The following is a 16,117-nucleotide window of genomic DNA, read 5'->3' on the forward strand; positions in this document are numbered from 1 at the left end:
CTTCTTTATCCGAATTCGTCCGCACATGGCTTGAGCTCAAGCATGCAACCTTGCGGATTTCAAATCAAATACTGGTTACATGGGGATTTTCCCATCTTGCCTTTGAAGAGTGCCAACCGGACAGACAGGCCGTCTGAAAAAGATATTCACAAATCAAACGGCCGCTGTTCACGAGGTGACTATGAAAAGAATGTTATTCAACGCAACGCAGGCCGAAGAGCTGCGCGTTGCCATTGTCGATGGCCAAAACCTTTTGGACTTGGACATCGAAACGCTGGGCAAAGAACAGCGTAAAGGCAATATCTACAAAGGTATCATTACCCGCATCGAGCCGTCGCTGGAAGCGTGTTTCGTCGATTACGGAACCGACCGCCACGGCTTTTTGCCGTTTAAGGAAGTATCGCGTTCATATTTCCGCGACTACGAAGGCGGCAGGGCGCGTATTCAGGACGTGCTCAAAGAGGGCATGGAAGTCATTGTCCAAGTCGAAAAAGACGAACGCGGCAACAAAGGCGCGGCGCTGACCACTTTCATCAGCCTGGCCGGCCGCTATTTGGTATTGATGCCGAACAACCCGCGCGGCGGCGGCGTATCCCGCCGTATCGAAGGCGAAGAGCGTCAAGAGTTGAAAGCCGCCATGGCCGAACTCGACATTCCAAACGGCATGAGCATCATTGCCCGTACTGCCGGCATCGGCCGCAGTGCGGAAGAGTTGGAATGGGACTTGAACTACCTCAAACAACTCTGGCAAGCCATTGAAGAAGCAGGCAAAGCACACCATTACCCTTACCTGCTCTTTATGGAAAGCTCACTGCTGATTCGTGCGATTCGAGACTATTTCCGCCCCGACATCGGCGAAATTCTGGTGGACAATCAAGAAGTTTACGACCAAGTTTCCGAGTTCATGAGCTACGTCATGCCGGGTAATATAGGCCGTCTGAAACTCTACGAAGACCACACGCCGCTGTTTTCCCGCTTCCAAATCGAACACCAAATCGAAAGCGCGTTTTCGCGCAGCGTCAGCCTGCCTTCCGGCGGCGCGATCGTGATCGACCATACCGAAGCCCTCGTCTCCATCGATGTCAACTCCGCACGCGCCACACGCGGCGCGGACATCGAAGACACCGCCTTCAAAACCAATATGGAAGCCGCCGAAGAAGTCGCACGCCAAATGCGCCTGCGCGACTTGGGCGGCTTGGTCGTCATCGACTTCATCGACATGGAAAATCCCAAGCACCAGCGCGATGTGGAAAACGTCCTGCGCGACGCGCTCAAAAAAGACCGCGCCCGCGTACAGATGGGCAAACTCTCCCGTTTCGGACTTTTGGAATTGAGCCGCCAACGCCTGAAACCGGCTTTGGGCGAAAGCAGCCACGTCGCCTGTCCGCGCTGCGCCGGCACCGGCGTGATCCGCGGCATCGAATCCACCGCCCTGCACGTTTTGCGCATGGTTCAGGAAGAAGCGATGAAGGACAACACCGGCGAAGTGCGCGCCCAAGTGCCCGTCGATGTCGCCACTTTCCTGCTGAACGAAAAACGCGCCGAGCTGTTTGCAATGGAAGAGCGTTTGGATGTCAACGTCGTCCTGATTCCGAACATCCACCTCGAAAACCCGCACTACGAAATCAACCGCATCCGCACCGACGACGTAGAAGGAGACGGCGAACCGAGCTACAAACGCGTTGCCGAGCCGGAAGAAGACGAATCCGCCAAACCGTTCGGCGGCGAAAGAGCCAAAGCCGCCCGTCCCGAACCCGCCGTCAAAGGCGTGCGCCACACCAGCCCCGCCCCGACTGCCGCCCCCGGGAAAAAAACCTCTTGGTGGGACAGCTTCAAAGCTTGGTTGAAACGCATTTTCGGCGGCGAGCCTGCACCTGCCGCAGTTGCTCCAGAGCCTACCGAAAAACGCACGGCAAACAACCGCAGCCAAAACAGCAACCGCCGTTCAAACAGCCGCCGTCAAAATCCACGCCGCAACAACAAACACGACGGCAGCAAAGTCGAAGTGCGCGAAGTGAATGCCGAAGCTGTCGACAGCAAGTTTGAAGAAAACAAATCAAACGAAAGCCGCAACGACGAGCGTAAAGACAATCGTCGCAACCGCAACCGTAACAACCGCCGCGATGATCGCAACAACGAGCACAACCGTGTTGAGGAAGTGGTTGAAGACGTAAACGTTCAAGAAGTGGCTGCACTGGCTGAGATGCCGTCTGAAAACCAAGCGGAACAAAACGGCAATAAACGCCGCCGCAACAACAGCCGTAACGAGCGCAACCGTCATCAACCTGCGGAAAACCGTGTTGAGGACGCGAACGTTCAAGCCGATGGCGAGCAGGTGCAAGTTGAAGCGGACGACAATGCCCGCAGCGAAGAGGGTGTGAAAAACAACGGCCGTCAAGGACGCGACCGCAACAACCGTCAGCGCAACAACCGCAACGACCGTCGTTCCAACAGCAAAAAACGCAATATTCCGTCTTCGGCAAAAATCGAGCAATACCTGAACATTACCGATACTGCCGACAAAGTCCTCTTTGCCGTAGCGCATGTTTTAGGTTTGAACGAAACGGGTGAAGCTGCAAATGCGACATTGACTTTTGAAAGCGACCAAGCCGAGCCGCTGGTGATTGTGGTATCCGAGCCTGAAGTTACCGGCGCAGAGCCATTCGTATTTGCGATTGAAAGCGAAGATGAGCCTGCCGTAGCGCAAACTGAAGGCGCTGATGCCGAACAAGCCCTGCTTGCTTCTGCCGTCAGCAACGTTAAAGAAGCCATTTCTGCAGTATTGTCTCCGAATGAAACGGCTACTGTTGCACCGGTTGAAATACCAACCGAAACTGTTGCCACACAAACTAAAGCTGTAGCCGAAGTAGCGCCTGTTGCAATCGTTGTGCCTGAGAGCTTGGGCGATTTGATCTTCGTTGAAACCGATCCGCAAGCCGTTGCCGTTTTTGCCGCGCAGCCACAACCTGAACCGGTTGCTAAAACACGCCGTTCGGATGTGCCTAAAGTAGAAGTGGAAGACGTAGCAGTCGAAATGATTTTGGTGGAAACACGCCAAGACTAAGATTGGTTTTCCAGTTAAAAGCCCGATGTTGAACGCATCGGGCTTTTTTATTGGCAAGGAGATGCGCTGCTCATTTTCTTTGTGTTTACCATGAGCGTTAATTCATGGTTGAAAAAGCAGGATAGATTGCTGAGAAAGGGAAGGGCGTGATTCTTTCAATGGGAAGGACTTAACGAAATAGATTGGCATGAGAGAAGGCCGTCTGAAATGGTTTCAGACGGCCTTGGTTTGTGCGTGTATGTTTAGGTATTGTGATTAGTTTTTGTTCAGAGAGTCACGGATTTCGCGCAGCAACAGAACTTCTTCGCTAGGCTCTGCAGGAGCTTCTTCGGCAGGAGCGTCGGCTTTTTTCACAGTGTTGATGGCTTTAACAACGCAGAAGATGGCAGCGGCAATAATCAGGAAGCTGATAACAGTGTTGATAAACAGACCGATGTTCAAAGTAACGGCACCGGCTGCTTGAGCGGCTGCCAGGTTGGCATAACCTTCTGCAGGAGCGGCTTGTGCGCCGTCTTTCAGTGTAATGAACAGGTTGGAGAAATCAACGCCGCCGATCAATAGACCGATAGGAGGCATGATTACATCGTCAACCAATGATTTGACGATGCCGCTGAATGCTGTACCGACAACCATACCGACTGCGAGGTCGATAACGTTGCCGCGCATAACAAACTCTTTAAATTCTGAAGCGATTGACATAATTAATCTCCTGTATGTGTTTGAGTCAAAATCAGATGTGATTCAATTAATCGGCAGGCATCTTAAAGTTTCATCAGTTAAGAAAAATTCACTAATGTTAAATTTTGTATTTTATGCCAAAAATGCCCTGCTTCTATGCGTTCTGTATGAAAAACAGGCCGTCTAAAAATTTTCTGTTACTTTTTTACTCCACTTTTTATCAGTGGCTAAGTATCAGATAATATGAATGTTATCTTTAGAATCAATACTCTATCTTATATTTAAATGAGATGAAATGATAATGTTGTCATGTTGGTAACATAATGCGCCGAAGCGTACGACAATCATGTGTCATTCGTGTATTTGAATTTCAGACGGCCTGATCGGTTATGCCGTCATTCAAACCATAATGTAATGGCCATAAAAAACGCACTTTCACCATGAAAGTGCGTTTTGCGCGAAAACTGTTTAGTTCTCTTCGTCGTTCAGTGCGTTGATGCTGTAACCGCCGTCAACGTAAGTAATCTCGCCGGTGATGCCGGAAGCAAGATCGGACAGCAGGAAGGCGGCTGTGTTGCCGACTTCTTCGGTGGTCACGTTGCGGCCCAATGGGTTGTGGGAAGCGACGTGGCCCAAGAGTTTGCTGAAATCGGCGATGCCGGAAGCGGCCAGGGTTTTGATCGGGCCAGCGGAGATGCCGTTGCAGCGGATGCCTTCTTTGCCCAGGCAGGCGGCAGTGAAGCGGATGCCGGCTTCGAGGCTGGCTTTGGCCATGCCCATAACATTGTAGTTAGGAATAGCACGAACGGCGCCCAAGTAGCTCAGGGCAACGATTGCGGCGTTGCGTCCCTGCATCATCGGACGGGCGGCTTTTGCCAGTGCAGGCAGGCTGTATGCGGAGATTTCGTGAGCGGTGTTGAACGCTTCGCGGCTGATGCTGTCGAGGAAGTCGCCGCTCAAAGCTTCTTTAGGGGCGAAGCCGATAGAGTGAACGAGGCCGTCCAAGCCGTCCCAGTGTTTGCCCAAGTCAACGAAAACTTGGTTGATTTCGTCGTCGCTGGCAACGTCGCAGCGGAACACGAGTTCGGAGCCGAGTTCGGCCGCCATTTTACGGACGCGCTCTTCCAGTTTGTCGACAACATAAGTAAATGCCAATTCCGCGCCTTGTTCGCGGCAGGCTTTGGCAATGCCGTAAGCGATGGAACGCTCGGAGATCATGCCGGTAATCAGAATTTTTTTGCCTTGCAAAAAGCCCATTTTCTTATCCTTTAGCAGTGGTATTGCGGTTGCATTAAACGGCGCATTATAGCAAAAACCGCTGTTTCAGTATAGAAAACAACGGATAACACTTTGTCTTGCCTCAAATAGAGATGAGGTTGTCTGCCGAGGGCGTCTGAAACCTGACGGAACGGCGGCAAAACGTTATACTTGATGGTGTTAATGACCGATGTTTCAGGAGTGAACTATGCCCGAGCAAAACCGCATTCTTTGCCGAGAACTCAGCCTGTTGGCGTTTAACCGCCGCGTACTGGCTCAGGCGCAGGATACGAAAGTTCCTTTGTTGGAACGTTTGCGTTTCCTGTGCATCGTGTCTTCCAATTTGGACGAATTTTTTGAAGTGCGCATGGCGTGGTTGAAACGCGAAAATAAATTGCGCCCGCATCAGCCGCTCGACAACGGCAAAACCGCTGCCGAAACCATCGAAGCGGTGGCGAAAGAGGCACAGGCCTTGATCCGCGAGCAGTACGATTTGTTTAACAAAGTATTGCAGCCTGCACTCAGCCGTGCCGGTATTCATTTCTATCGCCGCCACAAATGGACGGCCGCGCAGAAAAAATGGATCGAAAACTATTTCGATAACGAGCTGTTGCCCATTCTCACGCCCATCGGCCTTGATCCGTCACACCCGTTTCCTCGCCCGTTAAACAAATCGCTCAACTTTGCCGTCGAACTCGAAGGCACGGATGCGTTCGGCCGTCCGTCCGGTATGGCGATTGTGCAGGCTCCGCGCATTTTGCCGCGCGTCGTCCCCATGCCGTCTGAAATTTGCGGCGGCGATGCAGGCTTTGTGTTCTTGTCTTCGATTTTGCACGCCCATGTCGGCAAACTCTTTCCCGGTATGAAGGTTAAAGACTGCCATCAGTTCCGCCTCACGCGCGACAGTGATTTGACGGTCGATGAAGAAGATTTGAAAAACCTGCGTGCCGCGATTCAAAACGAGTTGCACGACCGCGAATACGGCGACGGCGTGCGCTTGGAAGTGGCGGATACTTGTCCGGCGCATATTCACGACTTCCTGCTTGCCCAGTTCAAGCTGACTTCTGCCGAGCTGTATCAGGTCAAAGGGCCAGTCAATTTGGTGCGCCTCAATGCCGTCCCCGATTTGGTGGACAGGCCGGATTTGAAGTTCCCTCCGCGCAATGCAGGCCGTCTGAAAGCCTTGCGCAAAAACGGCTCCGTGTTCAAACTGGTCAAACAGTCGCCGATTTTGCTGCACCACCCATATCAGTCTTTCGATCCTGTTGTCCAAATGATACGCGAGGCCGCCGCCGATCCGGATGTGTTGGCCGTTAAAATGACCATCTACCGCACCGGCAGCAATTCTGAGCTTGTACGCGCATTGATGAAGGCCGCACTGGCGGGCAAGCAAGTAACCGTCGTCGTCGAACTCATGGCGCGTTTTGACGAAGCCAACAACGTCAACTGGGCGAAACAGCTTGAAGAGGCGGGCGCACACGTTGTGTACGGCGTATTTGGCTACAAAGTTCATGCCAAAATGGCTTTGGTTATCCGCCGCGAAGACGGCGTGCTCAAGCGTTATGCACACCTCGGTACCGGCAACTACCACCAAGGTACATCGCGCATCTACACCGACTTCGGCATCATTACCGCCGACGAACAAATCACTGCCGATGTGAACATTCTGTTTATGGAAATCACAGGCTTGGGCAAGCCGGGTCGTCTGAACAAGCTCTATCAAAGCCCGTTTACCCTGCACAAAATGGTCATCGACCGCATCAAGCAGGAAACTGAACACGCCAAAGCCGGCAAACCGGCGCGGATTACCGCCAAGATGAACTCCCTCATCGAGCCGAGTGTGATTGATGCGCTGTATCAAGCCGGCGCGGCAGGCGTGCAAATCGACCTGATTGTGCGCGGTATGTGTACTTTGCGCCCGGGTGTAAAAGGCTTGTCCGAAAACATCCGCGTCCGTTCCATTATCGGCCGCCAACTCGAACACTCGCGCGTATATTGCTTCCATAACAACGGCGCAGACGATACCTTTATCTCCAGCGCCGACTGGATGGGTCGCAACTTCTTCCGCCGCATTGAAGTCGCCACGCCGATTACCACGCCCGAACTCAAAGAACGCGTGATCCGCGAAGGTTTGGAAATGGCCTTGGAAGACAATACTCAGGCTTGGCTGATGCAGCCTGACGGCAGCTACGTCCGCACCCAGCCGCAAAACGGCGAGCCTGCGTTTGGTTTGCAGGAAGGTTTGTGGAAAATATACGGACGTTAAGTTGAATAATGTCTCAGGCCGTCTGAAACGCAGGTTTCAGACGGCCTTTTTTGATTTTACCGTTATAATTCCGTTTCCCAATCTTTCAGACGGCCTTTTCCTATGAAATCTTACCCCGATTCCTATCTTCATTTTGAAAACCTCGAATCTCCCGAAACGCAAGAGTTTGCCGCTGCGGCGCATGTCGAAACGCGTGCGCGTTTTTTAGAAAACGACAAGGCGCGCGCATTGTCTGACGGTATTTTGGCGCAGTTGCAGGACACGCGGCAGATTCCGTTTTGTCAGGAACACCGCGCGCGGATGTACCATTTCCATCAGGACGCAGAATATCCGAAGGGCGTGTACCGCGTGTGTACGGCGGCGACCTACCGTTCGGGCTATCCTGAGTGGAAAATCCTGTTTTCAGTGGCGGATTTCGATGAATTGCTCGGCGATGATGTGTATTTGGGCGGCGTGTCGCACTTGGTGGAAAAGCCCAACCGCGCGTTGTTAACACTGAGCAAATCGGGCGGCGATACGGCGTACACGCTGGAAGTGGATTTGGAAGCAGGGGAGTTGGTAGAAGGCGGTTTTCATTTTCCGGCAGGCAAAAACCATGTGTCGTGGCGCGATGAAAACAGCGTTTGGGTCTGTCCGGCTTGGGACGAACGCCAGTTGACCGAATCGGGCTATCCGCGCGAAGTATGGCTGGTGGAGCGCGGCAAGAGTTTCGAGGAAAGCCTGCCGGTGTATCAAATTGCCGAAGACGGGATGATGGTGAACGCGTGGCGTTACCTCGATCCGCAAGGTTCGCCGATTGATTTGATTGAAGCGTCTGACGGTTTTTACACCAAAACCTATTTGCAGGTGTCGGCCGAAGGCGAGGCGAAACCGTTAAACCTGCCCGCCGATTGCGACGTGGTCGGCTATCTGGCGGGGCATCTTTTGCTGACGCTGCGTAAGGACTGGCACCGCGCGAACCAAAGCTATCCGAGCGGCGCATTGGTGGCAGTAAAATTGAACCGCGGCGAATTGGGCGCGGCGCAGCTTTTGTTTGCGCCCGATGAAACGCAGGCATTGGAAAGCGTGGAAACGACCAAGCGTTTTGTGGTGGCGAGCCTGCTGGAGAACGTACAAGGCCGTCTGAAAGCATGGCGCTTTACCGACGGCAAATGGCAGGAAGTCGAACTGCCGCGCCTGCCTTCGGGCGCGTTGGAAATGACCGACCAACCGTGGGGCGGCGACGTGGTTTACCTTGCCGCCAGCGATTTCACTACGCCACTGACGCTGTTTGCGCTGGATTTGAACGTGATGGAACTGACCGTCATGCGCCGTCAGCCGCAGCAGTTTGATTCAGACGGCATCAACGTGCAGCAGTTTTGGACGACTTCGGCCGACGGCGAGCGCATTCCTTATTTCCACGTCGGCAAAAACGCCACGCCCGACACGCCGACCTTGGTTTATGCCTACGGCGGTTTCGGCATTCCCGAATTGCCGCATTATCTGGGCAGCGTCGGCAAATATTGGCTGGAAGAGGGCAATGCCTTTGTGTTGGCGAACATACGCGGCGGCGGCGAATTTGGCCCGCGCTGGCATCAAGCGGCGCAGGGAATCAGCAAACATAAAAGCGTTGATGATTTGCTTGCCGTCGTGCGCGATTTGTCCGAACGCGGCATGAGTTCGCCCAAACACATCGGTTTGCAAGGCGGCAGCAACGGCGGCCTGGTTACCGCCGCTGCCTTCGTGCGCGAGCCGCAAAGCATAGGCGCGCTGGTGTGCGAAGTGCCGCTGACCGACATGATCCGTTATCCGCTGCTCTCCGCCGGTTCAAGCTGGACGGACGAATACGGCAATCCGCAGAAATACGAAGTCTGCAAACGCCGGCTGGGCGAATTGTCGCCGTATCACAATCTTTCAGACGGCATCGATTATCCGCCAGCGCTCATTACCACCAGTCTCAGCGACGACCGCGTCCATCCTGCCCACGCGCTCAAGTTCTACGCCAAACTGCGCGAAACCTCGCCGCAATCTTGGCTCTACTCTCCTGACAGCGGCGGCCATACCGGCAACGGCACCCAACGCGAATCCGCCGACGAACTTGCCTGCGTCTTGCTGTTTTTGAAAGAGTTTTTGGGGTAGAAGCAAGCAGCAGGACTGACCGTTTTGTAAATTTGAGAAACAAAATACTCTTGTTTCGGCAAGTGAAAAGAAGGCCGTCTGAAAAACGAATATTAAAGTTTTCCAGACGGCCTTCTTTTCTTTTAACTTTCAATATATCCCGATAAAATGGACACTTTGTAAGTAATCATTGATGGAAGACGCAATTATGGCAACCGAACCGAACCGAACCGAACCGAACCGAACCGAACCGAAATTATACACGATCTAGAAAATAATTTCAAACAAAACAACATATTAAAACTCAAACAACTCTTTCCTGAAGTCTTTTGCGAAGACCAAATCGACTTTGAGAAGCTCAAACTCGTTCTCGGCGCAGAAAACCTTGCCGGTGCGGGCGAACGTTATCAACTCGATTGGGCGGGTAAAACCGCCGCCTATCTCAACCTGCAAAGCCCTACTTCCCGCACGCTTACCCCCTGCAAAGAAGAATCCGTAGATTTCGACGGCACGCAAAACGTGTTTATCGAAGCCGAAAACCTCGAAGCACTGAAAATTCTGCAAAAATCCTACGCCGGTAGCGTGAAGATGATTTACATTGACCCGCCCTACAATACTGGCAGCGATTCCTTTATCTATCCCGACAAATTCTCCGAAAGCCGCGATGAATACGCCCGACGCGTGGGCGATACCGACGACGCGGGCTACCTGAAGCGCGACGGCGTATTCCAAGGCGCGTGGCGCAAAAACGGCAAAGACAGCGGCCATTACCACAGCAACTGGCTCTCCATGATGCTGCCGCGCCTGCATCTGGCGAAAACTCTGCTGCGCGAAGACGGCGTGATTTTTATCAGCATTGACGACAACGAACAGGCGCAGTTGAAATTGTTGTGTGATGAAGTGTTTGGGGTGGAGAATTTTGTTGGTCAGTTTCCTTGGCGCAAACGCACGGCAAAATCGGACGTGCCGTTCGGCGTTTCCGCCGATTATGAATATCTGCTTGCCTATGCCCGCAGTAATGCCTTTATTGCCAGTATCGATGCGGAAGAACGCAGATATTTTGAAACCGATGATTTCCCGAATCGCCCGTGGCGGACGCATGATTTGACAAAACAGACGAGTGCCGCAGAACGCCCAAACAGTTTTTTCACTATGATCAATCCAAGAAACGGGAAAGAATATCCGGCAAATCCATTAAGGACATGGGCGATTACGGAAGAAACATTTCAAGAGTATTACGATGCGGGGAAAATCGTTTTTCCCGATGATTATGACTTTCTTAAAATCAAAAATCCTGTTATGCGTTATTTCAAAGATGACGATATGGGGAAAGCCGGGGAACGTTTCGGGCGCAAGGCAGTCAGCACAAGGCTGCCTGAAAGTGTCGGCATGTCACTTAACGGTACAAAAGAAATTACCGAACTGTTTGAAGGCAAGCTGTTTGATTTTCCCAAACCATCGTCCCTGATTAAATATCTGCTACAAATCCTCCATGTTTCAGACGGCCTCATCCTAGACTTCTTCTCCGGCTCCGGCACTACCGCCCACGCCGTGATGCAACTGAATGCCGAAGACGGCGGCAGCCGCCGTTTCATCTGTGCCCAGCTCCCCGAAGAAACCGACGAAAAGTCCGAAGCGCGCAAGGCGGGTTTCAACACGATTGCCGAAATTGCCAAAGAACGCATCCGCCGCGCGGGCAGGCAGATTTCAGACGGCCTTCAAAGCGGTCAAAACGTGGATACGGGCTTTAAAGTTTTCAAACTTGCCGAAAGCGGTTTCAAACAATGGCGGCAGCCCGAGCAGTCCGATACGGAAGCCCTGCAACGCGAATTGTCGTTGAATATCGATTCCGTGCTGTCTGAAACGTCGTCTGAAAATCTGCTCTACGAATTGATGCTGCGTATGGGTTTGAAGTTGACTTGCAAGGTTTCGTTTTCAGACGACGTGTATTTCGTGGAAGACGAAGATACGGGCGGGCTGTACGCTTTCTTACTGAAACGCGTGGATCAAGGTTTGATTGATGCCGTGCTGGAGAAGAATCCCGTCAAGGTGGCGGCATTGGACAGGCTGTTCGACGACGACGACGCGCTCAAAAGCAATACTGTGTTGCAGATGAAGGATGCGGGTGTGATGTTTGAGTGTGTGTAGGGAGAAAACGATGGAACTGAAATTTGAAGAACTGCCCTATCAGCTTGATGCGGTAAATGCCGTTGCGAATCTTTTTGCAGGGCAGCCGAACCATACTCGGACATTTGATTTGACCAGTCAGGGGACAGGGCGGTTTGTCGGCAACGGCTTGGATTTGGATTGGGAAACGCTAGGCCGGAATCTGAATGCGGTACAAAAGCAAAACGGACAGCTTGAAACGGAAATCGGCGCACACGGGCTGAATTTTTCTTTGGAAATGGAAACGGGTACGGGCAAAACCTATGTCTATCTGCGCACGATTTACGAATTGAACCGCAGTTACGGCTGGAAGAAGTTTGTGATTGTCGTGCCGAGCGTGCCGATACGCGAAGGCGTGTTGAAAAGTTTGGAAATTACGAAAGCGCATTTTGACGGGGTGTTCGGCAGGCCCGTGATGCGTTATGCGGAATATTCAAGCAGCCGGCTGTCGGACTTGCGCGCTTTTGCGGTAAACGACCACATCGAGATTTTGGTGATCAATATCCAGTCGTTTGAAAAAGACGGAAACGTTATCAACAAGGTAAACGAAAGCGGGGAAGCGCCGATTAAGTTTATTCAGAAAACGTCTCCCATCGTCATCATCGACGAGCCGCAAAATATGGAAACGGAAGGCCGTCTGAACGCTTTGGAATCGCTCCATCCGCTTTTTACCCTGCGCTATTCGGCAACGCATAAAAACCCTTACCACAAGGTTTACAGCCTGAATCCTGTGCAGGCATACAATTTGAAGCTGGTAAAGCAAATCGAAGTCTTGCCGGTATTGGCGGAAAACGATGTGAACGGCGCATTTGCGGAGCTGCTGGAAGTGAAACAGGCGGCCAAAGGCCGTCTGAAAGCAGATTTGAACATTCATTATCAGGATAAAAAGGAAACCAAGAAGAAAAAGGTATCCGTCAAATCGGGAGACGATTTGTTTGAAAAATCGGGCGGCAACGAAGCCTACCGCCACGGTTTCATCATTGACGGCATGGATTTCGAGAATCAGGAATTGGCGTTCTCAAGCGGTAAAACCATTACGCGCGGCGGAGACGGTGATGCGGTGCGTGATGAAATCATGAAAAACCAAATTCGCGAGACGGTAAGGGAGCATTTGGCGAAGGAAAAACGGCTGAATCCGCTGGGGATTAAGGTGTTGTCGCTGTTCTTCATCGACTGCGTAGAGAATTACCGTGCGGCAGACGGAACAGCAGGCAAGTTTGCCCTTTGGTTTGAAGAAATCTATCGAGAGCTTGCAGGCAATACCGATACGGCGGGCGTACACGACGGCTATTTCTCACAAGACAAGAAAGGTCGTCTGAAAAACACCGACGGTACAACGCAGGCGGACAACGATACCTACCGCCTCATTATGCGCGACAAGGAAACCCTGCTTTCCTTCGGCAGCCCGCTGCGCTTTATCTTTTCCCATTCCGCGCTGAAAGAAGGCTGGGACAACCCCAATGTATTCCAAATCTGCACGCTCAACGAAACCCGCTCGCCGCTGAAAAAGCGGCAGGAAATCGGGCGCGGGCTGCGTATAGCCGTCAATCAGGAAGGGCGGCGCGTGCGCGATGAAAAAGTGAATGTGCTAACCGTGGTTCCGAACGAAAGCTACGAATCGTTTGCTGCCAACCTGCAAAAGGAATACGAAGACGAATGCGGCATTACCTTCGCCGCCGAAAACATCAAGGACGGCAATAAAAAGAAAAAACAGTTATTCCGCAAAGATTTCCCGCTCGACCCCGAATTTCAGGCAATTTGGGACAAGTTGAAATACAAAACGCGCTACCGCGTGCACTTCGATACGGAAGAATTGATTAAACAGGCTTCGACGGCAGTAGCAGGCCTGCCCGAAATCCAGAAGCCGAAAATCCGCATCCAAAAAGCACATTTGAAACAAATAACAACCGAGGGTATCAAAACGGTTGAAACTAAAAGCTACAGCCGCGACATGGACGTTCAATGGGAAATTCCGGACATACTCGGCGAAATCCAAAGAAAAACGGGGCTGACGCGGCGCACGGTGTACGAAATCATCACACAGTCGGGTCGTCTGAAAGATGTGGCAGGCAATCCGCAACGCTTCATCGACCTTACCGCCGAAGCGGTAAACCGCAGCCTGTACGCGTTGATGGCGGCAGGAATCGAGTATGAACGGACGGACGAGGCGTACGATCAAAAGCTGTTGGAAGACATGGAGCGCGAAGGTATCGAGTTTTACGAAAACGGTTTTACATTCACAGTAAGCAATCCGCAAAAAACCATTTGCGAAAACTACATCCCTTTGGATTCCGGCACGGAAAAAGCCTTTGCCCAAAATTGCGAGGATTATGATGCGAAAAATGAAGGAGGCGTGGCGTTTTACTTCAAACTGCCCGGCTGGTTCAAAATCCCGACCCCGCTGGGCAACTACAATCCCGATTGGGCGGTGGTAAAACAGGTTCAGGACAAAGTGTATTTCGTTGCGGAAACCAAAAACACCGGCAAAGGCATTCAGGCGGGGGTAGATGCGGGCAAGCTGCGCGAAAACGAACGGCTGAAAATCGAATGCGGCAAGCGGCATTTTGCGGCATTGGACGGGCTGGAATATCGTGAGACGGATGATGTGGGCAGTTTGGAAAAATAATTGGAGGAAATATTTGAAATTGCATTAAAGCCGTTTGAGAAGCCGATATTAGGGTTTTCAGACGGCCGCGATTCACGATAATCAAACTTAACTATATGATATCAAATAAAAACAATTTCCTGCTTGTAGGTTAAAATCAGCCTATGCTAATATGCGCAACAACAGGTTTTTACTGAATAATCTGTGCTAAAATGCAGGATTAGATGGAAAACTCTATCCGAATTCGGTACAATACCGACGAATTATTTCTCTTAAACAACCTGCCGCAAGGCGAAAAGGAACGACTGATATGTCAAACATCGAACAACAAGTTAAAAAAATTGTTGCTGAACAACTGGGCGTAAACGAAGCCGAAGTGAAAAACGAATCTTCTTTCCAAGACGATTTGGGTGCTGACTCTCTGGACACCGTAGAACTGGTAATGGCTTTGGAAGAAGCTTTCGGCTGCGAAATCCCTGACGAAGACGCTGAAAAAATCACTACCGTACAATTGGCTATCGACTACATCAACGCCCACCAAGGCTAATCGGTCGCACCAAACATCCAGCCTCTGCTGCGCCATCGCAATAGAGGCTTTTACCTTATTATTAAACCCCTGAAATTTCAGACGGCATGGGTTTTGCCCGTTTTTACGAAGAAAATGAGCAAGGCTGCCGCGAAAATCCCGACAACCAACAGCGAGATTATCATGAGTCAGAGAAGAGTAGTCATCACAGGTCTTGGCCAAGTATCACCGGTCGGCAACGACGTCGCCACCGCATGGAGCAATCTGCTCGCAGGCAAAAGCGGCATCGGACGGATTACCCGCTTTGACGCATCCGACATCAACAGCCAAATCGCCGGTGAAGTTCGCGATTTCGACATCGGCCAATACATCAGCGCGAAAGAAGCACGCCGTATGGACGTGTTCATCCACTACGGTATCGCCGCCGCCCTGCAAGCCATCAATGATTCAGGCTTGGATGATTTGGAAACCCTCGACAAAGACCGCGTCGGTGTCAACATCGGCTCCGGTATCGGCGGTCTGCCGAGCATCGAAGCGACCGGCAAAGCCGTTATCGAAGGCGGCGCGCGCAAAATCAATCCTTTCTTTATCCCAGGCTCGCTGATTAACCTGATTTCCGGCCATGTCACCATCCTCAAAGGCTACCGCGGCCCGAGTTATGGCATGGTTTCTGCCTGTACAACCGGCGCACACTCCATCGGCGACTCTGCACGACTGATTAAATACGGCGACGCAGACGTTATGATTGCCGGTGGTGCAGAAGGCGCGATCAGCACTTTGGGCGTTGGCGGTTTTGCTGCCATGAAGGCACTTTCCACCCGCAACGACGACCCTGCTACCGCTTCCCGTCCGTGGGACAAAGGCCGCGACGGTTTCGTTATCGGCGAAGGCGCTGGCGTGCTGGTGTTGGAAGAATTGGAACACGCGAAAAAACGCGGTGCGAAAATTTACGCCGAAATCGTCGGCTTCGGCATGAGCTCCGATGCCTACCACATTACCGCGCCTAACGAAGAAGGTCCTGCATTGGCCGTTACCCGCGCCCTGAAAGATGCCGGCCTGAATCCTGAAGACGTTGATTACGTCAACGCACACGGTACATCGACTCCTTTGGGCGATGCCAACGAAACCAAAGCCATTAAACGCGCTTTGGGCGATCATGCGCGCAAAGTCATCGTCAACTCCACCAAATCCATGACCGGCCACTTGCTTGGCGCGGCCGGTGGCGTGGAAGCGTTGTACAGCGTGTTGGCAGTACACGAGCAAAAATCTCCACCAACCATCAACATCTTTGAACAAGACATTGAAGCCGGTTGCGATTTGGACTACTGCGCCAACGAAGCGCGTGACGCGAAAATCGACGTTGCCATCTCCAATTCCTTCGGCTTTGGCGGTACTAACGGCACATTGGTATTCAAACGCTTCAAAGACTGATAGAAGGTTTTAAGCCAAATTGAAAAG

Annotated in this window: 10 protein-coding genes; 7 read left to right on the forward strand and 3 right to left on the reverse strand. The window is 52.0% G+C overall.

Features of this window, described 5'->3' with window-relative positions; genetic code table 11:
• Positions 1 to 181: 181 nt before the first annotated feature.
• Positions 182 to 3,064 (forward strand): Rne/Rng family ribonuclease, encoded by a 2,883-nt coding sequence (locus tag FAH67_RS09180; protein ID WP_039863586.1) that lies wholly within the window; start codon positions 182 to 184, stop codon positions 3,062 to 3,064.
• A gap of 255 nt (positions 3,065 to 3,319) precedes the next feature.
• On the opposite strand, the gene mscL is transcribed toward FAH67_RS09180, so the two are convergent.
• Positions 3,320 to 3,763 (reverse strand): large conductance mechanosensitive channel protein MscL, encoded by a 444-nt coding sequence (gene mscL, locus FAH67_RS09185; protein ID WP_003679653.1) that lies wholly within the window; start codon positions 3,761 to 3,763, stop codon positions 3,320 to 3,322.
• A 447-nt stretch (positions 3,764 to 4,210) separates the two neighbouring features.
• On the reverse strand, positions 4,211 to 4,999 hold the full coding sequence (gene fabI / locus FAH67_RS09190) for an enoyl-ACP reductase FabI (RefSeq protein ID WP_003679651.1): 789 nt from the start codon (positions 4,997 to 4,999) through the stop codon (positions 4,211 to 4,213).
• Positions 5,000 to 5,207: 208 nt separating this feature from the next.
• On the opposite strand from fabI, the gene ppk1 reads away from it, so the two are divergent.
• Positions 5,208 to 7,265 carry a polyphosphate kinase 1 gene (gene ppk1 / locus FAH67_RS09200; protein WP_003679650.1) on the forward strand — a complete coding sequence of 686 codons (2,058 nt, stop codon included), beginning with the start codon at positions 5,208 to 5,210 and terminating at the stop codon, positions 7,263 to 7,265.
• A 102-nt stretch (positions 7,266 to 7,367) separates the two neighbouring features.
• The gene (locus FAH67_RS09205) at positions 7,368 to 9,383 is read left to right on the forward strand and encodes a prolyl oligopeptidase family serine peptidase (RefSeq protein WP_003679649.1); all 2,016 of its coding nucleotides are present in this window, start codon (positions 7,368 to 7,370) and stop codon (positions 9,381 to 9,383) included.
• 276 nt (positions 9,384 to 9,659) lie between these two features.
• Here the strand turns inward: FAH67_RS09205 and FAH67_RS09210 are convergent, their stop codons facing one another.
• Entirely contained in the window at positions 9,660 to 9,878 is a 219-nt protein-coding gene (locus FAH67_RS09210; RefSeq protein ID WP_134982619.1) for a hypothetical protein, read from the reverse strand.
• Between the two features lie 3 nt (positions 9,879 to 9,881).
• On the opposite strand from FAH67_RS09210, the gene FAH67_RS09215 reads away from it, so the two are divergent.
• From FAH67_RS09215 to fabF, 4 genes are all read left to right on the forward strand, one after another.
• The gene (locus FAH67_RS09215) at positions 9,882 to 11,510 is read left to right on the forward strand and encodes a site-specific DNA-methyltransferase (protein ID WP_232500795.1); all 1,629 of its coding nucleotides are present in this window, start codon (positions 9,882 to 9,884) and stop codon (positions 11,508 to 11,510) included.
• Positions 11,511 to 11,520: 10 nt separating this feature from the next.
• Positions 11,521 to 14,154, forward strand: coding sequence for a restriction endonuclease (locus FAH67_RS09220; protein WP_003679646.1), 2,634 nt, complete (start codon positions 11,521 to 11,523; stop codon positions 14,152 to 14,154).
• A gap of 289 nt (positions 14,155 to 14,443) precedes the next feature.
• Complete coding sequence (gene acpP, locus FAH67_RS09225; protein WP_003679644.1) at positions 14,444 to 14,680, forward strand: acyl carrier protein; 237 nt, start codon at positions 14,444 to 14,446, stop codon at positions 14,678 to 14,680.
• A 162-nt stretch (positions 14,681 to 14,842) separates the two neighbouring features.
• A complete protein-coding gene (gene fabF / locus FAH67_RS09230) occupies positions 14,843 to 16,090 on the forward strand; it encodes a beta-ketoacyl-ACP synthase II (protein WP_039863591.1) in 1,248 nt (415 codons plus the stop codon).
• Positions 16,091 to 16,117 lie beyond the last annotated feature (27 nt).

The organism is Neisseria flavescens (assembly GCF_005221285.1).
GTDB classification, from domain to species: Bacteria; Pseudomonadota; Gammaproteobacteria; order Burkholderiales; family Neisseriaceae; genus Neisseria; species Neisseria flavescens.